Annotated in this window: 15 protein-coding genes and 1 tRNA gene; 10 read left to right on the top strand and 6 right to left on the bottom strand. The window is 64.0% G+C overall.

Going from position 1 to position 25,507, the window contains the following annotated elements:
* Positions 1–109: 109 nt before the first annotated feature.
* Positions 110–1,708, bottom strand: coding sequence for a tetratricopeptide repeat protein (locus tag AC6UAL_RS03725; protein ID WP_500682023.1), 1,599 nt, complete (start codon positions 1,706–1,708; stop codon positions 110–112).
* A 180-nt stretch (positions 1,709–1,888) separates the two neighbouring features.
* Between AC6UAL_RS03725 and AC6UAL_RS03720 the strand changes: the two genes are divergently transcribed.
* A complete protein-coding gene (locus AC6UAL_RS03720) occupies positions 1,889–2,833 on the top strand; it encodes an enolase C-terminal domain-like protein (protein WP_500682022.1) in 945 nt (314 codons plus the stop codon).
* A 176-nt stretch (positions 2,834–3,009) separates the two neighbouring features.
* On the opposite strand, the gene AC6UAL_RS03715 is transcribed toward AC6UAL_RS03720, so the two are convergent.
* Positions 3,010–6,270, bottom strand: a complete 3,261-nt coding sequence (locus AC6UAL_RS03715) for an alpha-mannosidase (RefSeq protein ID WP_500682021.1) — start codon at positions 6,268–6,270, stop codon at positions 3,010–3,012.
* Between the two features lie 88 nt (positions 6,271–6,358).
* Between AC6UAL_RS03715 and AC6UAL_RS03710 the strand changes: the two genes are divergently transcribed.
* From AC6UAL_RS03710 to AC6UAL_RS03680, 7 genes are all read left to right on the top strand, one after another.
* Positions 6,359–8,866: a beta-mannosidase gene (locus AC6UAL_RS03710; protein ID WP_500682020.1), complete on the top strand. Its 2,508-nt coding sequence runs from the start codon at positions 6,359–6,361 to the stop codon at positions 8,864–8,866.
* A 240-nt stretch (positions 8,867–9,106) separates the two neighbouring features.
* Positions 9,107–11,449 carry a sodium:solute symporter family transporter gene (locus tag AC6UAL_RS03705; RefSeq protein ID WP_500682019.1) on the top strand — a complete coding sequence of 781 codons (2,343 nt, stop codon included), beginning with the start codon at positions 9,107–9,109 and terminating at the stop codon, positions 11,447–11,449.
* Between the two features lie 122 nt (positions 11,450–11,571).
* Complete coding sequence (locus AC6UAL_RS03700; protein WP_500682018.1) at positions 11,572–13,362, top strand: potassium transporter TrkG; 1,791 nt, start codon at positions 11,572–11,574, stop codon at positions 13,360–13,362.
* Positions 13,363–13,364: 2 nt separating this feature from the next.
* A complete protein-coding gene (locus AC6UAL_RS03695) occupies positions 13,365–14,069 on the top strand; it encodes a potassium channel family protein (RefSeq protein WP_500682017.1) in 705 nt (234 codons plus the stop codon).
* A 141-nt stretch (positions 14,070–14,210) separates the two neighbouring features.
* Positions 14,211–14,840 carry an HAD family hydrolase gene (locus AC6UAL_RS03690; RefSeq protein ID WP_500682016.1) on the top strand — a complete coding sequence of 210 codons (630 nt, stop codon included), beginning with the start codon at positions 14,211–14,213 and terminating at the stop codon, positions 14,838–14,840.
* A gap of 8 nt (positions 14,841–14,848) precedes the next feature.
* Positions 14,849–17,275, top strand: coding sequence for an Eco57I restriction-modification methylase domain-containing protein (locus tag AC6UAL_RS03685; protein WP_500682015.1), 2,427 nt, complete (start codon positions 14,849–14,851; stop codon positions 17,273–17,275).
* 91 nt (positions 17,276–17,366) lie between these two features.
* Positions 17,367–17,440: transfer RNA gene (locus AC6UAL_RS03680), tRNA-Cys, on the top strand.
* A 203-nt stretch (positions 17,441–17,643) separates the two neighbouring features.
* Here the strand turns inward: AC6UAL_RS03680 and AC6UAL_RS03675 are convergent.
* Positions 17,644–19,614: a hypothetical protein gene (locus AC6UAL_RS03675; RefSeq protein WP_500682014.1), complete on the bottom strand. Its 1,971-nt coding sequence runs from the start codon at positions 19,612–19,614 to the stop codon at positions 17,644–17,646.
* A 729-nt stretch (positions 19,615–20,343) separates the two neighbouring features.
* Between AC6UAL_RS03675 and AC6UAL_RS03670 the strand changes: the two genes are divergently transcribed.
* A complete protein-coding gene (locus AC6UAL_RS03670; protein WP_500682013.1) occupies positions 20,344–20,487 on the top strand; it encodes a hypothetical protein in 144 nt (47 codons plus the stop codon).
* Between the two features lie 157 nt (positions 20,488–20,644).
* Here AC6UAL_RS03670 and AC6UAL_RS03665 read toward each other — a convergent pair whose 3' ends face one another.
* Positions 20,645–21,205 carry a hypothetical protein gene (locus AC6UAL_RS03665; RefSeq protein ID WP_500682012.1) on the bottom strand — a complete coding sequence of 187 codons (561 nt, stop codon included), beginning with the start codon at positions 21,203–21,205 and terminating at the stop codon, positions 20,645–20,647.
* 41 nt (positions 21,206–21,246) lie between these two features.
* A complete protein-coding gene (locus AC6UAL_RS03660; protein ID WP_500682011.1) occupies positions 21,247–23,262 on the bottom strand; it encodes an ankyrin repeat domain-containing protein in 2,016 nt (671 codons plus the stop codon).
* A 586-nt stretch (positions 23,263–23,848) separates the two neighbouring features.
* On the opposite strand from AC6UAL_RS03660, the gene AC6UAL_RS03655 reads away from it, so the two are divergent.
* Positions 23,849–24,556, top strand: a complete 708-nt coding sequence (locus AC6UAL_RS03655; RefSeq protein WP_500682010.1) for an endonuclease/exonuclease/phosphatase family protein — start codon at positions 23,849–23,851, stop codon at positions 24,554–24,556.
* Between the two features lie 423 nt (positions 24,557–24,979).
* On the opposite strand, the gene AC6UAL_RS03650 is transcribed toward AC6UAL_RS03655, so the two are convergent.
* On the bottom strand, positions 24,980–25,477 hold the full coding sequence (locus AC6UAL_RS03650) for a C-GCAxxG-C-C family protein (RefSeq protein WP_500682009.1): 498 nt from the start codon (positions 25,475–25,477) through the stop codon (positions 24,980–24,982).
* Between the last annotated feature and the right edge of the window lie 30 nt (positions 25,478–25,507).

Below are 25,507 nucleotides of genomic sequence, written 5' to 3'. Positions count from 1 at the left end.
GAGTGCGGTCGGCCGCGAAGGCTTGAAAGGAGGTCGCGGAGGTTCGATAAGAGACCGCGAAGTCTCGAAAATCGGCGCCGATGGCGTCTGCCTGCGCCGATTCCGGGACTCAGAGGGCGTAGGGATCCCACTCGTCGCCTCGCGTCATGTTCTCGAAGAGCTTGCGAGCCTGCGGTCCCAATTCCGGCAGGCACATGAGCAGGCAGTCTTCGGCCTTCGCGGGATCTCCTTTCTGACCGGGCAGACCCTTGGCGTAGATGCAGGCGAGGTGGATATAGGCTTCGGGGTAGTTCAGCGCAGCGGCTTGGTAGCAGTAGCTCTCAACCTCGCTGAGGCTTTGTTCGGCTCCGAGGCCCTTGTAGCAGGCGTAGGCCTTCAGGATGAGCCCCAAGGGATGCCCCGCCTTGACGTATTCGTCAAAGATTTTGTGGGCGCCCTCGATGTCTTGTTTCGTACCGGTCCCTGTCAGCATGCAGCAGGCGCGCTGGAGGATGATCGGCGGGAAGCCGTGGCGGCAGCCGTATTCGAGAAGCTTGTAGCCGTGTTCGTCATTTTTCTCAAAGCCGAACCTGCCCTTCAGGTAGCAGTTGGCCAGCAGGAGCATCGATTCCCCATGCCCGCTCATGGCGTTGAGCCTCAGTAAATCGGCGCCGTCTTTCTCATTGCGTTTGAAGCCGAGTGCCTGTATTTCGGGCGTATCTTCGGGGCTGAGGAGGAAGTTGATTTTGAGGTGCAACGCATCGCGGTTGCCGAGCTTGCAGGCGCTGTCCAAGAGGGGAGCGCCGCCTTTGATGCCTTGCGCGATGAACATGTTACTGAGTTCAACCAAGGCAAGGTCGCTGCCGAGGTCGGCGGCTTTGCCGTACCACTCGATGCGCTCTTTGGATGTGGCGGCGTAGGCGCCCAGAGCAAAGGCCACGAGGTGGTTGCCGCGCTCGATTTCGGATTTGACTTCGGGGCGCTGCGCGTCCGCGCTGCTCCTCAGGCGCCCGGTGGCGACCAGCCACTGGAAGCGGACGCGGAAGTCGTCGTCAGCGGCGGCCTTGGTCAGGTAGCGCACGGATTCTTTTTCGTCTTTTTGGACGCCGCGGCCCCGTGCAAGGCAGACGGAGACGCTGATGATGGCGGGCGCGTATCCCTTGTCGGCCGCCTGTCGCATGATCTTGTAGGCTCGGGCGGTTTCCTCTTTGTCCTTGGAGCCTGAGAGCGTGATGCTGGCGAGGAAATACGCGGCGGCGGGGTTGCCGGCGTCGGCGGCCTTCCTCATCCAACTCTCCGCGGCAAGTTCGTCGCCCGTTGTTGCGAGAATGATGTTGATGGCGGGGAAGAAGTTGATCTCATTGTTTTTCGTGATTTCCTCGAGCACTGAGACGAACTGCTTGTATTGCTCGGGGTGGGCGTCGGGCGATGGATCACAGGTGCCGAAGGGCGGAAAGGCTTGTTGCGCCTTGAGAGCATGTTGTTTGGCTTTCTCAGGGGTGGCGACGCCGACAATGGGCTTCGCGGCGGGGAGCCCGGCCGTGGCGGGTGCCGCTTTCCCCGATTCGGGCACAATCAGCTTGTCCGCTTGGTCAGACGGTGAGGCTTCGGCCGTCGCGGCCTGCGGCGACGGGGCAGACGAGGCTGCGGCGGCTTCGGTCAGGGCGACAAGCGAGCTCGCCAGCAGGGCGGTGATACTCAAGGTGCGGGAGTGGATCGGTGCGATCATGGTCGGATAACGCGTGCAGTATACACAGCGCCGCTGCCGCTGGCAAGGATTATTAGCGGCAACACCCCGCACGCGGCGAAATTGACACGCAGGGGCTTTTTTGAGCACCGACGGAAGCGGAAAGCCGCGTTTTGATCAAAAGTGCGTGACATTTCGCCGCTTTGTGCTTTAATGGTGCGTATGCAATATACGACCTACACGCTCTATCCCATCGGTGCTCTCAGCGCTCGCTCCGCCGCTCAGCCTCGCGAGGGTGTCCTGCTTCGCGGCGACAACGGCGGCTATGCATGCCTGCAGTGCTGGCCCGAGCTCGGCGACAGCCCCTTGGAGTACGAGCTGGATGCCCTCCGCGACGGATCTCCCTTGCGTCTCGGCGCCCGTGCCCTTCAATGCATTGAGCTCGACGGTGAGGCGCGCAGCCGCGGGGTGAGTCTCTTTGACGGGCTGACGGTGCCCAAGAGCCATGCGACACTGACGGTGAGCGCAACGCCTTCGCAGGTTTACAATCTGCATCAGCGCGGCTTCCGCGTGGGCAAAATCAAGGTCATTCCGAAGCTCGACGCAACGGTCGAGCGCTTGGTGAATCTCGCGTCGATGGTGCCGGATTGGAAGTGGCGCATTGATTTCAACTGCACGCTCACGCCCGCCGAGGCGCTTCAGTTCTGGGAGATGCTGCCCGATGCCATGAAGCAGCGCATCGACTTTGTTGAAGACCCCTGCTACTACAGCGTTGAGTCTTGGCAGAGTCTGCAGGATGCGGGCATGCCGCTGGGTTACGACTTGCCCGTTCCCGGCGAGGTGCGCATCCCGCGCTGCACCAGCAAGCCCATGATGCGCCTGGTCAAGCCGGCGCGCCACCACAGCACGAGCGGCCTGCCCGTGTTTACGTCGAACATGGATCACCCCCTCGGGCAGTGCTGGGCGGCGTACAATGCCGCGAAATTCTACACCGGCAAGCCCGAGGCCGAAGTGCCCCTTTGCGGTTTGGTGACGCACCACGTCTATCGCCCCAATGCGTTCTCGGAGCGCATGGGCATGGACATTACGCCGAACTTCCCGCTGCCCGGCGGTACGGGGCTCGGCTTTGATGATCTGCTGGAGGCTCTGCCTTGGAAGACGCTGTGAGTGCAAGGGCAGGGGCGGCGCCGACGGCGCCCTCCTTTCCTCGCTGCTCCGAAGACCCTTACTGACAAAAAGCCCCGCGCGACTGCGAGTCGCGCGGGGCTTTTGCCTGCCCGCTGCCCCGCAGCCCTGTCGGCAGCGGGGTGGCGTTGAGCCCGGCTTCGGGCGGCAAGCCTGCGTCAGACGCTTTCTTCCCCTTCGATGAGGGTGAGAATCTGGAAGGGGCGCAGGCGGAAGACGCGTATGCTGTGCCGAGCGGCGAGAGTTTCGGAATCGGCACCACCGAAGGCGGACGGCGAGGGACTCTCGGGCTCGACGGCGTAGGCCTCGGGCTGCTCGGGGCGGATATCCTCCAGCAGGTTGGCCGTCTCGAGCCCCGGGGCGTTCAGCGGCCCCAACAGCACGCATTCGCTCTCGCACCCGCAGCTTTCGACGAGGCGCAACACGCGCTTCTCCGAGAGCTCGGCCCGCTTGAGCACCTCGAGCTTCACCGTGCTGCCCGGCAGCAGACGGTAGGGGGCGGGGTGCTCGCTCAGACAGGCCGCGCCCGGCAGCACGACGGGAGCGCGGTTCAGCCCGTCCGCGGCGTCACTCACCAGCGTGTTATCCGTCGGGGTGCCGCTGTGGGGCAGCAGGCTGTAGGTGAAGCGGTGCAGCCCCTCTTCGTGGCGATAGTCGGGGTAGAGCGCCGAGCGCAGCAGCGTGAGCTCCAGCGCGTCGCGGCGCAGTTTGGAGCCGTACTTGCAGTCGTTGAGCAGGGCGAGGCCGTAGCCCCTCTCGCTCAGGTCGATGTAGCGCTGGCAGGGAACCTCGAACTTGGCCATATCCCAGCTCGTGTTGTTGTGCAGCGGGCGCTCAACGTGGCCGTACTGGATTTCGTAACAGCCGCGCGGGTTGGGCAGCGAGACGGGGAACTCGACGCGCAGGACGCGGCGCTGTTCGTGCCAGTCGACCTCCGTCTCAAAGTCGAGGCGCTTCGAGTTGCTCGGCAGAACGAGCTTCTGGCGGATGGTCGACGCCCCGATGTGCGCCGTCACCGGCAGCAGGCAGCCGGCCTCCGTCTCCAGCAGCTCGCCGACCTCGACGGCGTGCGGGCGGCGGGGCTTGCCTTCGCTGCGGTACCACTGGTCGATGTCCCAGCCCTCGTAGTTGTTCGGGCGATCGACGTAGAGCAGCAGGTCATTGCCCCCCTGTTTGAAGCGCAGCGTCTGCCCGGTCTCAAAGTCGCGCAGGCAGAGCAGGCGTGCCGTGTCCGGCGACAGACCGTAGGCCACGCGCTCGTTGGCCATCCAAAGCAGTCCGGGGAACTCTTCGGCCAGAGCTTCTCGCTGCGCCGTTGCGCATGCGCCTCCGCACGCGCCGCACGCGCCGGGAGACTCCGCCTCGGGCACGGCCTCCTCCGCCGCTCCCGTCTGCTCGTGCAGCGTTAAGCTGCCCTGCGCGGGAATACTCACCAGAGCACGGCAGCTGCCGTCCGGCTCCTTGAGCAGGGGGACGGTCGCGCCGGAGGCGTCGGTATAGCGCTGCCCGCGGCAGCTCTCGGGCAGGCGCACCAGCCCCTGCCACGCAGAAGGCAGGGTATTGATGAGCGTCAGCGCACCCGCCTCCTCGCGGCAGAGTTCGCGAGCCAGCGCCTGCGTCAGTTCGGCGCAGGCGCGCAGCGCTTCGCCATGCTCGCGCTCGGTGACGCGGTAGGTCTCTTCGATGGAGGAGCCCGGGATGATGTCGTGGAACTGGTTGAGCAGCAGAACACGCCAGAGACGCTCCAGCTCGGATCTCGGGTAGCGATCCGGCGGCAGGCAGGCGGCGATCCATTCGAGCTGCACGAGGGCCTGCTCCAGCAGGCGGTTGTTGCGCTTCGTGCGAGCCTGATTCGTCAGCGTCCCGCGGTGCATCTCGAGGTAGAGTTCACCGTCCCAGATCGGCAGGCGGTCGCGGTAGGATTCCAGCTTGCGGAAAAAGTCGCGGGCGGAGCCGAAGTGCGACTTGGGGCAGCCCTCGAGGTTGCGCACGCGGAGCTCGCGTTCGAGGTGACCTTCGGCGGGGCCGCCGCCGCCGTCACCCAGCCCGATGAGCGAGGCGAAAATCGGTGCGACGTCGGCCTGGGCATAATTGTCCTGTCCGTGTGTGCGGCGCTTCGGATCAGCCTCGGAGGAGTACGTGTCCTCCGGCGGAAAATGCGTCAGCACGCTGCTGCCGTCGATTCCCTTCCAAATGAAGCTGTGATGCGGGAACTTGTTGTATTGGCTCCACGAGAGCTTCTGCGTCAGGAAGCAGGTGCAGCCGCTCAGGCGGATGATTTGGGGCAGGGCGGCTGAATAGCCGAAGACATCCGGCAGCCAAAGCTGGTCGGTTCTCCTGCCGAAGTGCTTGAGGTAGAAGCCCTGTCCGTGCAGAAACTGCCGCACCATCGACTCGCCCGAGATGATGTTGCAGTCCGCCTCCACCCACATGCCGCCCTGAAGCTCCCAGCTGCCGTCGGCCACGGCCTGCTTCACCCGCTCAAAGAGCTCCGGCGACCTCTGCCGCACAAACTCGTAGAGCTGCGGCTGCGAGGCGCCGAACACGTAGCCCGGGTAGCGGCGAATCATCTCCAGCTGGCTGGCGAACGTGCGCACCGCTTTGCGGGCGCCTTCGTGCACCGTCCAGAGCCAAGCCACATCGAGGTGCGCGTGCCCGACGGTGAAAACCTGCAGCGCCGACGAGACGGCGGGGCGCTTGAGCTCGGGAGCCAGCACGCGGCGAGCTGCCGCTGCATTGGCCGGATCATCGCCGTAGGCATCGGCGGCGGCGTTGAGTGCCGTGAGAAGCTGCCGCCGGCGGTACGAGCCCTCGGGCTGGCAGCGGCAGAGCTGGTACAGAACCTCGTAATCGTAATAGAGCAGCCAAGCGTCGCGGTTGAGGATGCCGAGGCGCATGAACTTTGCCGTCGCCTCAAAATCGCCGCCGATACCCTTGTCCGTGCGGTGCGGATCCGTCGTCAGATTCACGCCGAAGAGGGAACTGCCGGTGCACTCCGCGAAAAATTCGAGGCGGCGGCCCTCGCGGCGCATCCACTCCTGCGGGAAGAAGAGATCCTTCTGGTAGGTCTCATTGAAAACCGAACATCCCGTCACGGCATACCACGGCCGGAGGCGGTCGTCGTAGATGAGGCATTCACCGCTGAGGTTAAGGGCAAAGACGAGGTCTTCGTGCTCCCAGCCTTCCGGAATGACGACGGAGGCTCGCAGCCAAGCATTCTCCCACGGCCCGCCCCAGCGCTCTCCTTCACGCAGGGGGCGAAACTCCTCGCTCCGAGCATCTTCAGGTCGCAGATCCCGAGATCCGACGTTGACAAACTCAACTTCCAGCGGCACGCAGGTGCGAAACCGATCTTTCAGGACGCGCTCGAGAAAGAGCTCGCAGCGGCGCAATCGCAGTGAAAATTCTTCCTTAAACATAAATCATCCTCAAATTATCATGCGGCGCCGGGCCCCGCAAGTCAAATGTGAGGTTGACAGAACGGGAGAGCGTCGTTATGCTATTTGCATGATGCAAGCAGTCGATCTGTCCGGAACCTGGAAGCTGAGAGGCGGTGGCGTTGAAATCCCGGTGCGTGTGCCGGGCGATCAATACAGTGCACTGGTTGAAGCCGGAGTGATTCCGGATCCCTACATCGGGCTCAACGAACAGACCGTCCAAGTCTGGCGCGAGTACGACTGGAGCTTCTCGCGCGACTTTGAGCTGCCCGACGAGCTGCTCGACTGCACCGAGGTCTTTCTGAGGATGGACCGCATCGACACGGTCGCCGCCATCGTGCTCAACGGCGAACTGATCGCTCGGTGCAGCAACATGTTTCGCTCGCAGTGCCTGCCCGTGCGCTCGCACCTGCACGCCGGACTCAACCGCTTGGAAGTGACCTTCTCCCCCGCCCATCGCGAAGCCGCCGCCCGCGCCGAGGCCGCCGCCCGCGAGCTCGGTATGGATCTTGCCGCGCCGGTGTCGGACAACAACCGCCTGCCCAACATGAACATGCTGCGCAAGGTGCAGTGCCACGCCGGTTGGGACTGGGGCCCCTGCCTGATGGTCTGCGGCCTCTGCGGACGCGTCGAGCTGCAGGGCGTCCGCGCCGCCCGCCTCGTGAGCGCCTGCACCGAGAGCCATCCGGAAGATTCGAGCGATCTCACCGCCCCTTGGCGCATCAACCTCCACGTCCGCCTCGAACGCGTCGGCCGCGAGCCGCAGCCCCTCTGCCTCTGTGCCGAGCTCGTCGGCGAAGAGAGCGTGTCGGTCGACCTGGCCGCCGGGAGCAGCGAGGCGGATCTGGTTTTGCACGTCGCCAAGCCGAAGCTCTGGTATCCGGCGGGGCAGGGCGAGCAAGCCCTCTATGAGCTCCGTGTTCGCCTCTATCCGGTTGCATCCGCCGACCTCCCCTCGTATTTGTCCGGCGGCGGGAGCTGCGATGATGAGCTGCAGCGCAGCTTGGGCCTTCGCAAACTCGAGGTCATTCGGTGCAAGGACGACATCGGCGAAAGTTTCGCCGTGTCCGTCAACGACCGCAAGATCTTCTGCAAAGGAGCCAACTGGATTCCGTGCGACGCCCTGCCGGAGCGGCAGAAACCCGAGGTGTACGAACGCCTGCTGCGCGATGCCCGAGCCGCCAACATGAACATGCTGCGCGTCTGGGGCGGCGGGCAGTGGGAGCAGGACTGCTTCTACGAGCTCTGCGACCGCCTCGGCCTTCTCCTCTGGCACGACTGCATGTTTGCCTGCATGCACTACCCCGTCACCGAGAGCTTTCTGGCGGACATCAGCGCCGAGATTCGCGAGCAGATTCTGCGCCTGCGCGACCACCCCTGCATCGCCCTCTGGTGCGGCGACAACGAGTGCGCCGGCTCCTGCGCCGGAGGAGAAGTGCCGGCCGAAGAAGCAAAAATGCAAAACTACCTGCGCTTCAACGCCTGCGTGGGCGAGGCCGTGCGCTCGGCAGACCCCACCCGCCTCTTCTGGCCCAGCTCGCCCTGCAACGGCGAGGGCAGCCTCGTCGGCTCCTGGCATGACGACACCACGGGCGACATGCACTACTGGGCCGTCTGGCACGGCAGCAAACCCTTTGAATCGTACCTCGACGTGCGTCCGCGCTTCTGCAGCGAGTTCGGATTCCAGTCCTTCCCCTCGCTCTGCACCGTCAACCGCTACACCGAAGGGCGGGAGCACGACGTCGAGGCGCCCGTCATGACGCTGCACCAGAAACAGACCGGGGGCAACAAGCGCATCACGCGCATGTTTGAGCACTACTTTCACCACCCGCGCAGCTTCGAGGACTTCCTCTACCTCAGCCAAGTGCAGCAGGCCTTGGCCATTCGCACGGCCGTCGAGTACTGGCGCCACAGCAAGCCCGTCTGCATGGGCACACTCTACTGGCAGCTCAACGACAACTGGCCCGTGGCCTCGTGGTCATCCGTTGACTACTACGGGCAGTGGAAACAGCTCCACTATCACGCCGCGCGCTTTTACGCCCCCGTTGCCGTCGCGGCGCGCAAGATCGGCGATGAAGTCGCCCTGAGCGTCGTCAGCGACCTCCCCGTGCCCTGCCGGGGCAATCTGCGCGTGCGCTGGATGACCTTCGAGGGCGGCGTGCTTTCTCGCTGGCTCTTCGTGGTGAAACTCGCCGCGAACGCCCCGGCCGAAGTCGTCGGACGCGTCGCCGTGGGGCACCTGAACCCCGAGAGCGGCTTCCTCGTCATCGAGCTTGACGTCGACGACTGGCAGGGCCGCCACCACGCGCAGCGCAGCACCTGCCTGCTGCGGGCGCCTCGGAACTGCCGCTTGGCGCAGGCTGAGGTGAAACTCAGTGTCGAGGGCGATGACGTGGTGCTGAGCACGGACAAGCCCGTATTCTACCTCACGGTCGAAGCCCCCGATCGCCCCCTGCTGCTCAGCGACAACTCAGTCACCCTGCTGCCTTATGAGCAACTGCGCTTGCGCATCCTGCGCGGCGGCCCGCTCACCGCGGATCAGCTCCGTTGCCGCCACCTGAGACAGACCTATCGCTGATGCCGCTCGCCGGGTTCGACACGCCCCCGCGGGCGGAAGCCTCGCCCTCCGGCCTGCTCGCCGCCGCCTCGTCGGCAGCGTCCGTCTCCCCCAAGGAGAGCGTCAAACTCGCCGTCCGCAGCGCTTCCCCTCCGATTCCTCAAGCGCAAACGCCCCCCAAGCTCTTTTCGTCCACACGCTCTTTTCATCCCCAAGCTCTTCTCGTCCACACGCTCTTTTCGTCCACACGCTCTCTGCCCCATGTCCCTGCTCGATTGGATCCTGCTAGCCGTACCCATGATCGTCGTCATCGTTTGCGCCCTGCGCGCGCAGCGATACCAACGCGGCGTCGCCGACTTCCTGAGTGCCGGACGCGTCGGCGGGCGCTACGTCATGTCCGTCGCCTCGGAAATGGCCGGCATGGGGCTCATCACCGTCGTTGCCGCCACCGAAGCCTACTACCGCTCCGGCATGAGCTACGCCTTCTGGGAGATGCTCTACCTGCCCGTCGGCTTCGTGCTCGGCCTCACCGGCTTCTGCACCTACCGCTTCCGCGAGACCCGCGCCATGACCATGGGGCAGTTCTTCGAGATGCGCTTCAGCCGCTCCTTCCGCATCACCGCCGCCGTCATCCAGTCGCTCTCCGGCATCATCAACTACGCCATCTTCCCGGCCGTCGGAGCCCGCTTCCTCATCTACTACCTCGACCTGCCCACGCAGATCGAACTGGCGGGCTGGCTGTTGCCCTCCTTCCAGCTCGTCATGGCCGCCTTCCTCAGCCTGGCTCTGCTCATCGTCCTGCTGGGCGGGCAGGTGACCGTGCTGGTCACCGACTGCGTGCAGGGGCTCTTCAGCTACCCGATGTATCTGCTGATTCTCGGCTTCATCCTCTGGAAGTTCGACTGGAGCGGGCAAGTCATGCCCGTGCTCGGAGCCGAGGATCCCGGCCGCAGCCTGCTCAACCCCTTTGAAATCGAAAACCTGCGCGACTTCAACGCCTTCTACGTCTTCGTCGGCATCACGGGCATGTTCCTCGGCCGCCTCTCCTGGGGCGGCACCCAAGGCTTCAACAGCTCGGCCCGCAGCGCCCATGAAGCACGCATGGGCAACCTGCTGGGCACTTGGCGCGCGCAATTTTACAAGTGGATGAGCGTCATCCTCGCCGTGGCCGCCATCGTCTACCTCAACAGCCGCGACTACGCCGACGAAGCTCGGGAAGTCCGGGCAGAACTCGCCAACCGCGTCGCGGAAGACGTCGCGCCCGACCACGCAGCCCACCTGCGCGAACAATTTGCCGCCATCGAGCCCCGCAGCACCTTCTCGCCTCGGTACGACAACCACGACGCTTGGCGAGCCGAGAACGAAGACCCCTTCCTGCGAACCGCCAAACAGACCCTCTCCGTCCCCGTCGCCGGCTCGGACGGCTCAACCAACGACGCCCTCCTCACCGACGAAGGCCGCAGCTTCAGCACCATCTACAGCCAGATGACCGTCTCCGTCGCCCTCAAGCACATGCTGCCCACCGGGCTCATCGGCATCTTCTGCGCCCTGATGATTTTCCTGCTCGTCTCGACAGACACCTCCTACCTGCACTCCTGGGGCAGCATCCTCGTGCAGGACTTCGTGCTGCCGCTCTGCCGAAAACCGCTCACCCCCAAGCAGCAGCTGCGTGCCCTGCGACTCGCCATCGCCGGCGTAGCCGCCTTCGCCTTCATCTTCAGCAGCACCTTCGCCCAAATCGACTTCATCCTCATGTTCTTCGCCATCACCGGCGCCTTCTGGGCCGGAGCCGGCGCCGTCATCACCCTCGGGCTCTACTGGAGCCGCGGCACCACGCAGGGCGCCTTCGCCGCCCTCATCGCCGGAGCCCTCATCGCCCTCTCGGGCTTCGCGGCCCAGAAATGCTGGCCGGAAATCTACGGCCTGCTGGCCGAGCACGGGCTAGTCGAGAGCGTCGGAGCCTTCCTCGATGCCGTCACCTCGTGGTGTTCGCCCTACATCGTCTGGAAGATGAACCCCGAAAAATTCCCCATCAACTCGCAGGAGATACTCTTTATCACCAACGCCGTCTCCCTGCTCGTCTTCATCCTCGTCTCGCTGAAAACCTGCCGCCGCCCCTTCAACATGGATCGCCTGCTGCACCGAGGCGCTTGGCGCACGGAAGGCGAAGAAACGAGCCGCCCCGCCCCGATTCGCCGCTTCGGCAGCTACCTGCGCGAACATGTACTGGGCATCAACGACGACTACAGCAAGGGAGACCGCATCATTGCCTGGGCGGCCTTCCTCTGGTCCTTCGGCTACGTCTTCCTCCTCTGCTTCTGCGCCGTCGTCATCTGGAACATCATCGCGCCGTGGCCGGAAAGCTGGTGGGGGCACTACTTCTACATCACCATCTTCATCGGCACCGCCGCCCTCGGACTCGTCTTCTCCGTCTGGTTCACCTGGGGCGGCATCCGCGACCTTCGCGCTCTCTTCCGCGACCTTCGCAACCGCCCCGACCGCTCGGAGCTCGACAACGGAAGCGTCATCGGCAACGTCTCAGCCGCCGACAGCCGCCGCTTCTCTCAAATTGAGCAGCCGAGCGAGAGCCCCGACAAAGACTGAACCGCCGCGCCCCCCCACTGTCACAGGCTCCCCTTGTCAGCTCTTCCCCGCTGTGCTATACTCAGTCCCGGCGCGACGGTATTCCGCCTGACGCGCTCCGCGAAACGCCTTGAAGCCGCCGTATGAATCGAGCCTCTGACAGCAGCAAAACCCTCGTTCTTCCGGAACTCATCGTCGGAAGCCTCGTTCTGTTGACACTCCTCATTGAGCTCTGCTTCGTACCCCTCGACGTCGAGAGCATCAAAGCCCACGCCTTCATCAACCCGCTGCACCTCCTGCTGGCCCTTCTGGTCTGGGTGCAGTGCGGCATGCTCACCGTGCAGCTGGTGCAGACCCTTCTGCAACACGACCGCCCCGCGCGCTCCACGCTTCTGCAATTCGGCCTCAGCGCCCTCTGCAGCGTGACCATGGCCGGCACCGTCTTCATGCTCATACCGCCGGGGTTCTGCTGGCTGAGCCTCGGACTGAGCCTCGTCAGCGGTTTCATGTCGGCCTTCGGGCTCTCCGCCCTGATCGGCGACCGCCTCATGCGGCCGAGCACGGCTCGGCGCAGCTCCGGCTCGTCGGTCTTAATCTACTTCTGCTTCATGATAGGGCTGGTGCTCATCAGCGCCCTCATCCTCATTTCCCCCGGGGCCTGCTCCGCCCCCGTCAGCTTCATCGACGCCTGCTTCATGTGTGCCTCGGCGGCCTCGAACACCGGCCTGACAACCGTCAACGTGGCCGACAACTTCACATGGCTGGGTCGCACCGTTCTGCTTATCGACTTTGAGATCGGCGCCATGGGCATCATGACCTTTACCTACTTTGTGCTGCTGATGGTCGGCCGCCGACTAGCCACGCGTGACAGCATGACCGTCTCGTCAATCCTCGACCACGATGAAGTGAGCACGGTACCGGCTCTCATTCGCACCGTTATCTGCGTAACCCTGCTTATCGAACTCATTGGTGCTGTCGGTCTCTATTTTAGCTGGCTGGGCAATCCCGTTGTCCCACAAGACACGGCGCGCCTTATCGGATTTGCCATTTTTCACTCAGTTTCAGCCTTCTGTAACTCCGGACTCACACTCTTCCCGGACAATATGGCCACGAGTGGCATGGCTGAAGCTTATGTTTCGCAGGGAGTCCTTATGCTCATGGCCTTCAGTGGCATGCTGGGCTTCGGCGTCTACCTTGAATGTCTCACGAGAATGAAGCGGCGTATGAGCCATCGCCGCAACCCACTGAGGTGGAGCACACATGCATGGCTTGTCACGCGCGTCACCCTCATCATTACCTTGGTCGGAACCATCATATTAGCGCTGTTGGGCATTTTTGAGCCAAACAGCCAAAACCAAGGAATAGCCGAGACCTGCTGGGATGCGTTATGGAATAACGTTGGTCGCTGCTGCGGCACTGACCGCAGTAACTTAGAAGACTACGGCCCCGTCTACAAAATCACGCTTGTCGTTCTGATGTTCATCGGAGGTAATCCCGCCGGTACCGGCGGCGGCGTCTATGCACCTGTTTTTGCCATTTGCGTCATGGAGGTGTGCCGCGTGCTGCGCGGCGAGCGAGACCTCACCCTCTACAGCCGTTGCATAGCTCGAGCTACAGTTGACAAAGCCGTGGTGACCATAGTCTTGGGCTTCATGTGGGTCACCGGCAGCACCATGATTATCATGCTGCTAGAGCCCCAATTTGCCGCCGCGCCTAACGGATTCCTCGATACGACCTTCCTCGTCACAAGCGCCTTCGGCACTTCCGGCTACTCGTATTTCGACATATCCGATTTCTCAACCGTTTCCAAACTCTTCCTCTCTGTCACCATGATATTCGGGCGCCTCGGCATGTTCACCACCATGCTGCTCTTCATCAAACCGAGAGACCCTTCGCCCATTCGATACCCTGAGACCAAACTCCCCCTGACCTGATTATGAAATTCGTCATCATCGGATGCGGGCAATTCGGCCGCATCCTCGCCATCAACCTCGCCCGCCGCGGGTACGAAGTCACCGTGCTCGACGAGTCTTCCGCTGTTATCTCCGAGATTCAGGATGAAGTAACCTGCGCCCTCATCGGCGACGCCGCCGATCGCCGCGTGCTGGAGCGCATGGAGCTCGTCGGCAGCGACATCTACGTCATCGTCGCCGTCGGCGAGGACTATGCACGCGACATCCTGATAGCCGCACAGCTCAAAGAAATCGGCGTGCGGCACCTTTACGTGCGCTACATCAACGAACTGCAGGGCAAGATCCTCGAGCAGATCGGCATCAAAGACCTCTTCCGAGTCGAGCGAGTTGCCGCCGAGCAAATGGCCTCCTCCTTCATCCATGAAGGACTTATCCAGCTGCACAAAATCGACGCCAATCACGACCTCGGCTACGTACGACTGCCCGATTCGTGGATCGGGCGCCGCCTCTGCGATGTGGAACTGCGCAGCAAGTTTCACCTCAACCTCGTCACCATCCGGCGCGGGGAAGCCCCGAGCGGCGACGACAGCGAAGACGTGCTAGATCCGTCTGAGCAGCCCGTCATCGGCACACCCGAACCTAACCTCGTCTTCGTGAAGGGTGACGTTCTCGTTCTCTTCGGCAAAGAGAGCGACCTCAAAAACTTCGCCGACTACTACCGCCCCTGAACCCCGCACCCTGACGCCTTCACCCTGACGCCTTCACCCTGACACCCTGAGCCCCGCCGCTCCACCCGCATTCTCCTGCATTCACCTGTACCCCACCTGCAAGATTCTCCTGCAAGCCATTCCGCATCAGCCACCGCATCCATGAGCACACCCCGCGTTCAAATCCCCTCCCAAAGCTACGACGGCTATATCTTCGACCTCGACGGCACCTTGGTAGACAGCATGGCGACCCACTACCGCGCCTGGCGCCAAGCCCTGCAAGAGAACGGAGCCCCGCACGAAGCCTTCCTGTGGGATGAGTTCATAGCCCACGGCGGCATGGCCGCCCCCGACATCGTCGAAGACCTCAACCGCAAATACGGCCTGCACATGGACGCCGAGCGCACCGCGACCCGCAAACGCGCCTGCTACGACCATCTGCTGGAAACGCAGAAACTGCCCGTCATCGACGAAACCGTCGCCCTCGTGCGGCGCCTGCAAGCCGCCGGCATACCCCATGCCATTGGCACGGGAAGCGTGCGTCACGGCGCTTTGGCGACCCTTCGCTCCGCCGGCATCGACGATCTCTTTGACATCATCGTCACGCCCGACGACGTGCCGCCGGGACACGGCAAACCGATGCCCGACATCTTTTTGCTGTGTGCCGAACGCATGGGGGTAGACCCCACCCGCTGCGTTGTCTTTGAGGATGCGGATCCCGGCATCCGCGCCGCCGCAGCCGGGGGCATGGACCACGTGCGCGTCGGCCCCGCCGCCCGCGTTGATGAGTGACCCCCTCCGTGAGCAGAGACCGCCAGCCTGCTGCATCCGCCGCGCCTCCCCGCAGCGCGAGCTTGCGCCTGCGCCTCCTGCGCGCCTGTGCCGCATGGCGCGAACACTTCGGCCCCCTGAGCACCGAACAGCTGCTCGGACTGCTCATCGCCGACTTCAAACACAAGCGCAGCGACATCACCCCCGCCGCCGCCCGCACACTGGGCAGCGAAGCCGAAGCCCTCAGCGGTTTGACGACGGACGAGCTTGATGACGCTCTGCGACCTCTGCCCGCAGCCTGCGGCTTTGTGCGCGAAGATCGACTTGAAGCGCTGGCCCTTAGTCTTCAACATCTGAGGGAAGGCCAGCGCCGCGAATGCCTGCGCCGTTTCGATCGCCTCCACAAAATCGCCGGTGATGATCTGATTGCCGCTACGCAACTCTTCACCCCCCGCTGCATCGCCGACTTCCTCATCCAAAACAGCCTCGGCACGCTCTGGCTGCACATGCACCCGCAATCACCCCTGCGGCAGCACCTGCCCTTTTACCGCGAACCCCCGGAGGACGAACCCCCCACGGACTGCCGTGAGCCCGAGGACATCACTCTGCTGGATCCCGCCTGTGGCAGCGGTCTGTTGCTCTTAGCCGCCGTTGAGATCTTTGAACGCATCTACCGCGACGAAGGTCGTCCCTCCCGGGCGATTCCCGAACTCATCCTGCGGCACAACCTGCGCGGCATCGACATCGACCCCACGGCCCTGCGCCTCACCTCCCTCCTCCTGCACCTGCACCTCGGCATCGCCCCCGAGGAGCCGGGGCGGGTAGCCGACGGCCTCCGTCTCGCCGCGGACCCCGTCGGCGGCGCCCTCGCCGGAGCCGACTTGCCCGAAGCCCGCCTCATCGTCGCCAACCCGCCCTACCTCGGCCACCGCAAAATGGATCGCGCCCAAGCGGACTGGATCTCGCGAAACTACCCCCGGGCATCCGACAACCTGGCCGCCGCCTTCTTGTACGCCGCCCTCGACCGCGCCCGCGACGGCATCGCCTTCATCATGCCGAAGAACTGGCTGGCCCTCAGCCGCTATGCCGACCTGCGCCGCCATTTCCTGAGCCGCGCCTCCTTCCGTCAACTGCTGGAATTGGGCGCCGGCGCCTTCCCCGACCTGACGGGTGAAGTCGTCCTCAGCTGCGCCTTCACCGCGAGAATAGGGGCAGGGGGGCAGCGAGCCGAATACGCCGCCGTCGACAATCCCGAGACCCTGCACGGAGACTACCGATCCTTTGCCCCGGCTGACGGCAGCCGACTGCCCGGCAGCATCATCTGCCCCGAGCTGCGCCCCGCCGAGCTCCGCTTCCTGCTCAGCAGCCCGAAACTCGGCAGCCGCTGCCGCCTCTGCCAAGGGCTTGCCACGGGAGACAACGCCCGCTTCGTGCGATGCTGGTGGCAGGTGGATCACGTCCGGCGCGGGTGCCGCAGCGCCGAAGAAGCCGAGCGCAGCGGCGCCCGCTGGTTCCCCTACAACAAAGGCGGCGAAAGCACGCGCTGGCATGGCCGCCTCATCTACGTCGTCGATTGGCAACACGGCGGAGAAGCCATCCGCCATCTGCGCGACGCCCGCGGCCGCCTGCGCTCGCGCCCCCAAAACCTCGCCCACTACTTCCGCCCCTCCGTCTCTTGGAACAAAATCATGCGCAGCGGCATGAGCGCCCGCGCCTACGAAGCCGGCTTCATCTTCGACATGGCCGGCCCCAGCCTCTTCTGCGAGAGCGAAGACGAGCGCCTCGGCCTTCTGGCCTGGCTCAACTCACGCTCCGCCGCCCGCCTCCTGCGCCTCCTCAGCCCCACCATCAACACCGAGGTCGGCCAACTCGCGCAAATGCCCGCCCCCGAAGGCGCCGCCGTCGCCGCCCCGCTGGCGCGCCGTCTCGTATCCCTGACCCGCGAGCTCTGGCAGGACGACGAGCGCTCGATGGAGTTCACCGAGCCGGCCCTGCTGCGCCGCGCCGCAGCGATGCCCGGCGCCACCCCCGTCGACGCCCTTGCGGCAGCCGCCGACGAGCGCCTGAAGCGCCTGCGACTCATCGCGCGACTCGAAGCGCAGAACGACGCCCTCTGGGCTCGACTCTCCGGCGTCTACGCCCCGGAGCCGGATGGCAGCAGCGACCCGTCGGGAGGCCCGGCCTCGCCATACACCGTGCCCCCGGCGAGCGAGATCCGAGCCGAGCTGTTGCACGAAGCCCTCAGCTACCTCATTGCCTGTAGCCTCGGTCGCTACGGGGAAGCGCGGGCGGCGGAAGACCTGCTGACGGAGCTCTTCGGCACGAGCGGCGCCGAGCGCTTTTCCGCCCTGACCCAAAGCGAGCTCGGACTCAGCCCCGCCGCCTATGAGGAAAAGGAATTCCTGCGTCGCCACCGCCGCCTCTACGGCAAAGCGCCCCTCTACGGCGGAAAATGAGCTCTTTTTTTTCGAAAAAGTTCAGTTTAACCTTGACGTGACGAGCCTCGACGAGTATAATGACCCCGCTGCCACGCAAGGCAAGCCGAAAGGCGGGATAGCCAAGTGGCCTAAGGCAACGGTTTGCAAAACCGTCATTCGTGGGTTCAAATCCCACTCCCGCCTCTGAAAGCCGCAGTCCGTACGGACTGCGGCTTTCTGCGTATGTTGCCGCGGCTTGTGGCCCGCCGCCGCTCGAGCCGATAGTTGCAAGCCCCGGCGGACAGGGGCGGCCTGAAACGTTTTTCGCCGCAAGCAACATAAAAAGCGCCCCGGCGCTGCGTGAAGCAGGTCGGGGCGCTGAAAGAGTCAGCTGTGTGACGCGCGGCTTACTTGACGAGTTTGGCGTCGATGCGCATCGTCGATTTGCCGTCCTTCACGATGACGGCGCCGGTGATGGGGCCCACCTGCTCGGCAAAAGCCTGAAGAAGCGCGGCCGGCTTGCTGTATTTGTTGTAGAAGTCGAACGAGTACTCCTCTTCGTAGTCCTCTCCTTCGTCGAGGTCATCGTCGTCCTCTTCGTCGAACGTTGATCTGATCGCGTCCAAGCGTGCCTGCTCTTGGTCGGCAAGAGCCTGAGCGATGCGTGCGGCGGATGCGGGGTTGAAGCTGAAGACGCCGCCGGGGAAGTTGGCCGTGGCCGAGCTTGTCTCCATCATCTTGCCGCTGACTTCTTCGTTGGAGCCGAACACGAGCGCCGTATCATTGAGCATGATATTCGGAGCAAGGCCCTTGGGCATGGCAACGGGCAGCACCAAGCCATAGCAGTCAGAGCCGGCCGGGCCGGGCTTGGCCATGACGGGCAGCGTGTTGACCATTTCGGGATTGAGACCGAAGGCGCCCATGCCGTCGCCGACGGCCTTGAGCGTCATCTGCCATCCCTCTCGCAGTTTCGCGCGGTTCGTTACGCCGAGGCTGAGAGCCCCTTCAACGAAAACGTTCGGATTTTCGCGAAGAACGAAGGAGGCGTGACCACTGAGTCCATCGCCGATTGTCGCAAGTCCGCGGCCCGCTTCCATGATATGGGGACGCAGAACCTGATAGAAGGCGACACCCTGCTGAACCTGAGGCTCGTCCCCGCAGATGTCGGCAAGGGCGAAGGCCAGCGACTCCAGAGAATCATACACCTCCGCCACCGGGGGAAGAGCGGGATTGCTCGTCTTGGCCGATTCGACGTAGAGGGTTGTCGACGGATCCTGAGCCATGGCCACGTGCTTGAGGAGGGCGCTCTCAACGGTGACACCGCTGGCGTCGCCGGTGATTTCCATGTGGAAGTCCCCGTCCATCCACGCGGTCATCGTCATGGGCACGGTGCAGTTGAAATAGGGTTTGTACATGCCGACCATGAGGGCCGTCAGCTGATCAACGGGTTTGCTCAGGGCCGCTTCCTGCTCGGGCGTGATGTCGGCATACTTCGTGAAGAGAGTCAGCATGCTCTGAATCTGGCTCTCGAACATGGCGGCATAGGTCTTGCACCAGGACGACACCAGCTCGGGGGCGACGTAGGCGTAGCCCAGGACATTCTTGTCGATGCACTTGTCGGTATCGCTGAGCTTGTCGGTCGCCAGCACGGATTCGTCCGCCGAGGCCGGCACCTTGATGTCCGCGGCATCCTGAGCCAGAGCAATGACGAAGGCGTTCCCGCGCACGCCGCCCACGACGTTCAGCTTGCGGCCCTGATAGACGGCGCGAAGGGACTCGGGTATGTCTTGGCTTTTATCCGATGCGAAGGCCATATCACAATCCACGCATATACCCGTCAGCCCGGCAACCTGAACGGCGGAAATCCCCCGGCCCCCCTCTTCGGCGGCCTCCTTGCAGGCCTCCGTGAATTGCTCGTGGATTTGGCTGATTTCAGAAGGTGATGCCGTGATGACGAGGTAGCCGGGGGTGATCTTTTGACCGGCGGTTTCCTTGGCGACTTCGATCACCGCTTTCTCGATGGCGCTTCCGTAGGGATCGACATTGAGAGCCGCCGAGACGGCGAGGAGATACTTCATGGAGATTTCCATGCTGCCGGTCGTGGCGCCGAAGGCCACGCTGGCCGGTCCCTCGGTGCCCAGATCGCGGGCCCAGCCCGTGGTGACGTCGTTGACACCGGTGGAGAAGAAGAAGGTGACATCCTGAGGCATGAGGGCGAGCGCGGGCAAGGCTGCGGCTCGCTGAGCCACCGACGCCTTGGGTGCGGCAGGCGCCTGCACGGCGGCCATGGTGTCGACAAGAGGAGTTGCGGCACCTTGCTGCGCGTAAATCGGAGCGACGGTAGCCGCAAGGGCGATCAAAGATGAACTGAGTTTCATAACGTCGTTATTCTACCGAAAGGAGCGCCCATGTAAAGCGCAAAATCTGTCAGTTCGTCTCCGCGGGGGGCTGTTTCAACTTTGCCGACGGTAGTCGTGGGAATTTTTGTGGAGTCTTTGAAGGCGCCTGACGTGCCCTTAGCGCATTTTCAGGCACGGGTGTACCTCACCCGACAGCCCGCAAGCCTTGGACGGATGCGTTTGATCGCAGCGGCCACAGCGTTTGCGGTCAAGGGAGATGAGCCCGGGGCGGATACCTCATCCGCGGCGGGATTGCTCATCCGGATGGCTGCACTTTGGTCGTCAAGTGAGACGGAGGGGCGCTCTCGAAACAGATGTTTGAGCGCGAACTTTGCATCTCCTCTCATAAACGGGCATGTCATAATTATGGTGACTTTTCATTTGAAGCAACCATAAAAATGCCGTTGCGGCGTTTCTCTCCCGAGAGCTCCTTCGGTGCGTTTCCTTTTTGATGCAATACGGTTGAGCCCTTTCGGCGCAGCAGCGAGCGCGGGGCGCTGAGTCCCCAGAGGAACCCAGCCGGAAAGCACGTGCCCGCCGCCGAGAGTTTTCCGCCTTTTGTCGGTGGACAGAGGAGTCGGCTCTGGATGTCAAAGCCGCTCGAATGGAGGCCCCGCAGACGATGCCGCCCTTACTCTCCCGCCCCAGCATGACCCGCCGTTCGTCGCATGCCGCTGTATAAATCCGTAGGTGCGTAGCTTGACCCGCATGTCAAAAAGGCTGCGCGCCGATGCGGTCGCTGGTGGCGGTGATGTTCTCGATATTGAGCAGACCGTCTCAAAGGCTCCAAATCCGGCGCATGGTGCACAAGCTCTCCATGAATACCGCAAGACGCCGACACGACAGGGCTGACGTCTCCGTTATCTTCAGCGGCGCCGCCTTTTTTCGGGCCTTGGACGCCATTCAGCCATTGCCCGTTGTTTCTTTGTCGGAAATCGCGTGAGAACAGGGGCTCAGCGCGTATCCGAGGGGGCTCCGCGCACTTGCGGCGCGGAGCCCGGCAGGGGAGCTATTGCGCGTGCTTTCGGGAGGGTTCTTCTCCCTCGAGGTCGATGCCGGCTTTCCGGGCTTTGAGGCAGATTTCCAGCACGTTGTAACGTCGGCGAGCCTGCGACAGCAGCGCTTGAACGTCCTTTGAAATCTCCAAGTCTTCATAACAATAATCAGGGAAGAAGGGCAGGGCTCCCTGATCGAGCATGAACTTCACGAGAATGTCATCGTTGCCGATGACGGCGGCATAGAGCGGTGACATCTCGAAGGCGTGGTGTGCCCAGTAGGTGTCGTTGATTTCATCGGGGTACATTTCGACCCTCTTGATGAGTTCTTGACGGGCTTCGGCCACGCGCTCCGCGCGCTCTTGGACGGAGCTGCCCGCATGCGGTCTGCGAGCTTCGCGGATGGCTTCGACGTAAACGAAGCAGGCTTCGAGGACGTGGCCGCAGTAGCGTTCTTTGTCGAGTGGGGCGTAGAACGGCTCGTCGGGATTGCCGGGAAAGGCGCCTCCGTCAGCTCGGGCTGTGCCCGGCAGCAGGGTGAGGGCGGCGAGGCAGGTGAGTAGTGTTCTTTTCATGTGTGTGGCGTGGGTTGTTGGTGAGGGGGTGGAGAAAGGTGTTATTTTTGCTTCAGCATGGCTTTCTTCAGCAGTGAGATGCTCGTTTGGAGGCCGAAGGCCACCGAGCTGAACTCGTATGCGGAGGCGGAGGCTTCTTGCGCGGTTTGCAGCGGGGTGCGCCCGGCGGCGTCTCGGGCCTGCGGGTCTGCCCCCGCGTCCAGAAGGAGGTCGACGAGGGCGCTGAGGCCGGCGCCGGCTGCCTTGTGCAGCGGGGTGCTGCCGTCATGTTCTCGGGCGTTCACGTCGGCGCCAAGTTCAAGGAGCAGGCGGGCGATGGGGGCTCGCCTCTCGCTGATGGAGCGGTGCAGGGGGGTGCACCCGCGGTTGTCCGCGGCGTTGGCGTCGGCTCCCGCCGCGATGAGGCTGCGGACGGTGTCGGCGCGACCGTCATCGACGGCTGCATGCAGCGGGGTGGCGCCGTCTCGGTCTCGGGCGTTCGGGTCTGCTCCTCGTTCGGCGAGCCGCTGCACGGTGTCGCTCCGGCCCGCCGAGGCGGCGGCATGCAGCGGGCTGCGGCCTTGCGCGTCTTGAGCGCGGGGATCGGCGCCGAGGCTGATCAGGCAGAGTGCCGTGTCGCTGTGGCCTCGCTCCGCTGCCATGTGCAGCGGGGTGGCGCCGTCGTGGTCGCGGGCGTTCGGGTCTGCCCCTTTTTCGGCGAGCAGCTGGGCGCAGTCGCTGTGGCCGGCGCCGGCGGCGGCGTGCAGTGGGCTGCGGCCTTGGCGATCGCGGGCGGCGGTGTCGGCTCCGGCAGCGAGCAGCTGGCGGACGGCGTTGTCGTGGCCGCCGTGCGCGGCGAGGTGCAGGGGGGTGCGGGCTTCGGTGTCTGCGGCGTTGGCGTCGGCTCCGGCGTTGAGCAGCAGGCGGGCGGGGTCGCTGTGACCGCCGTCGGCGGCGCGGTGCAGCGGGCTGCGGCCGTTCGCGTCCTGCGCGCGGAGGTCGGCTCCGGCGGCGAGCAGTTGCCGCGCGCCGTCCGTGTCGGCCGCAAAGGCCGTCAGATGGAGAGGTGTGGCGTGGCGGGCGTTCCGGGCGTTCGGCGAGGCCCCGGCCTCGAGCAGCAGGCCGACGGCGTCGGCGTGGCCGTTCTGGGCGGCGAGGTGCAGGGGAGTATAGCCCTGAGCGTTGGAAGCGTTGACGGCTGCTGCCGCGGCGAGCAGCAGGCGGGCGGTGTCGCTGTGGCCTCCTTCGGCGGCTTTGTGCAGCGGGGTGTCGCCATAGGCGTTGGCTGCGTTGACGGCGGCGCCTTTCTCAAGGAGCAGGCGAGCTGTACTGCTGTGTCCGCGGCGGGCGGCGAGGTGCAGGGGGCTTCCCTGCATTCGGCTCGGGGCGTTGGCGTCTGCTCCGTGTTCGATGAGTGCAAGAGCGGTCGTGTCACAGCCGGCGTCGGCGGCGCTGTGCAGCGGGGTGAAGCCCTGTTTGTCTGCGGCGCTCACGTTGGCGCCCTTCTCAAGGAGGAGGATGAGGCTGTCTCGCTGCCCTCTTCGTGCGGCTTCGTGCAGCGGGGTGCAGCCCTGCGCGTTTCGGGCGTTGATGTCGGCACCTCGTTCCAGAAGCAGGATGGCTGTGCCTCGGTGTCCGTTGAGAGCGGCTTCGTGCAGTGGGGTTTCGAGGCTGTAGGCCGCTCGGATGTCGGCTTTGACGCCTTTGTCGAGAAAGATTCGCACGATGTCCGTGCGGCCTGCCGAGGCGGCGAGGTGCAGGGGGGTGCGGCCGTGTACGTCATAGGCGGCGTTGACCTCGGCACCTTTGTCGAGGAGCAGGCGCACGATGTCGCTGTGGCCTTCACTGACGGCAAGGTGGAGGATGGTGCCGACATTGCCGAGTCGGGCACGGGCGTCGGCGCCGGCCTCCAGCAGTTTGCTTACCGCCTCCGTGCGGCCTGCCTGCACGGCACTGGCGAGCGATTCGTTGTCGGCCGCAGCCTCGGTGCTTGGTGCGGGTGCCGGAGCTGCGTCGGCTCGGGCTGTGCCCGGCAGCAGCGCGAGGGCGGTGAGGGCAGTGAGGTATGTGGTTTTCATGAGGGTGGATTTGAGGGTGAGGGCAGTAGGAGGCCTGCGCCGAAAGCGGGCGTTTGCGGGTGCGCTGCGGCGGGCTTATATAGAAGGTACGTCAGCCGGTCGGGTATTCTTACGGCTTAGGCGTAAAAAAATCAGATTTAATGTTCGACGCGCCCGGCTCGCGCCGCTTTTTGCCCCAGTGGCGCGGCTGTGTTCGTTCCCGCTGTGCACGGGCGGGCGCAGCACGGAGCGCGGGGTGTGCTCGCCGCGTCGGCTCGGCTACGGGGGCGGCGGAGTGGAGGTCTCTGCTCTGGGGGGGCGGGCTTCGTCCAAGGAGTTGTTCGAGACGCCGCGCAGACGCACGAGGATGCCGTTGCGGAAGCGGCGGCGCTCTTTGATCCGGAAGGGGGGGGATGTTCATGGCTACGGCGGCCGGCGGGTGGCGGTGCCCTCCATGGCGGGGACTTTGGCACTATGGCAGACGCGCTTCGGACTGTCTTATGGCCATGAAGCGGGGATGCGGCGCGGTTGTTTGTTGGGCGTTGCCTTGGGTGATGATTCGGCGCTGCTGCGGGTAAAATCCTTGAGGGAAGCCGCCTCGCGTGCTATGCTGGAGGTGTCAGATGCAGCAGGAAAGGATAGTATGCGCTTGGTGACTTGGAATTGTGCGGGCAAGTTTCGCGAGAAGTTCGAGCTGGTTTCCCGGCTCGAGGCCGATTTGTACGTTATTCAGGAATGCGAGGATCCGCAGGTCTGTCGGCACGAGGCGTACCGGGAGTTCGCTTCTCACGGCCTGTGGACGGGTGAGAAGCCGTACAAGGGGCTCGGGATTTTTGCGCGAAACGGTACGTCGCTTTCGCGCTTGGATTGGGAGCCGTACTGCCTGCGCCACTTTTTGCCGGTTCGGGTGAATGATTCGTGGAATCTTTTGGGGGTCTGGGCGGCGAAACCCTACATTGAGGAGTATTATGTTTATCACTGCATTCACCGGGACAAGATGGATGAGCGAACCGTGGTGATCGGCGATTTTAACAGCAATCAACGCTGGGATACCAAGCACAACGCGCGTTCTCACTCGGCTGTGGTGCGGATGATGGCGGAGGCGGGGCTGGTTTCGGCCTGGCATGCTGCTCACGGCGAGGAGCAGGGGCGCGAGAGTGTGCCGACCTTTTATCTCTACCGCCGCGCGGATCGCCCGTATCATATTGACTACGCCTTTGTCGCGCCGCAGCGTCTTCTTTCGTGCGAGATTGTGCAGGATGAGTGTTTTGCCTGCTCGGATCACCGTCCGCTGGTGGTGGATATCGCGCTGTGAGGGCTGCGCTTTATCCGATGGATACGGGAGGAATTTGTCCGCCTTTGCGGAGGTTTAGGGTTCTTCGGCAGGGCGGCGACACCTGCCTTTCGCAAAAGGAAGTCTTCCCGGGATCCGAGGATCCCGGGAAGCCCAACTACCCTATGAATCGGACTTTCAGAGAAGCCCGGGAACCTTTACTTGTCCGGTCCCTTAGACGCGCCCATTCTAGCAGTCAGACAGGGGCTCGTCAAGAAAAAGCACGTCTGCAACGTGATTTTTTTGCAATCGGATCACCTGAGCGGCTCACCCTCGCCGCGGTGCCGGGCGGCGGAAAAATCGGCTTCCCGCGGCATTTTTCGTCGGCACGGCGTTGGCTCTGAGTCGGAACCGAGCCTGCACCGGGTAGGCTCCCGGTCGGTTTTGCGCCGGAGCCGAGCGTTTTCAGGCGAGCCGCGCGTCGGCTCCGGCGCTCGGCGAGCCCGAGCCTGCGGCCTCGGCGATGAGGCGAGCAGCCTGCCGGGCACAGTGTGCGATGCAGCGTTCGCAGGGGCGAGAGGCGTAATAGGCTGCGGTTCTGGCATTCGGTGTTGCGCTTTCTTCGCTGCCTTCCGGCAGATGCAGCAGCTCGCGGCAGCTGAGCGTTCCGAACTCCGCCTTGAAGTCATCCGCCAAGCGGCGGATGAGGGAGTAAATCTTCTCTTTGCCCTCGACCGTTCCCTCCGTATTGCCGTGAAGATGGCCGGCAATGAGGCTCAGCGCGGAGAAGGCTCCGCATGTTCCCCTCATGCGCCCCAGTCCGGCGCCGAAGCCCGACGCCAAACGCAGCGCCTGCTCGCGCGTGAGTCCGAGCTCTGCGGCGAAGGGCGCGAGAGTGGATTGGGCACAGCTGTAGCCCCGGTGAAAGGTCTCAAGTGCATCGTCGACGTAATGGTGTTGCATGGGAGTCTCCGCTGTCAAAGGTGAGGGCTC

The organism is Candidatus Parakkermansia intestinigallinarum (assembly GCF_944389695.1).
Taxonomy (GTDB): Bacteria; Verrucomicrobiota; Verrucomicrobiia; order Verrucomicrobiales; family Akkermansiaceae; genus Akkermansia; species Akkermansia intestinigallinarum.
This window is presented reverse-complemented; position numbering and strand designations above follow the sequence as displayed.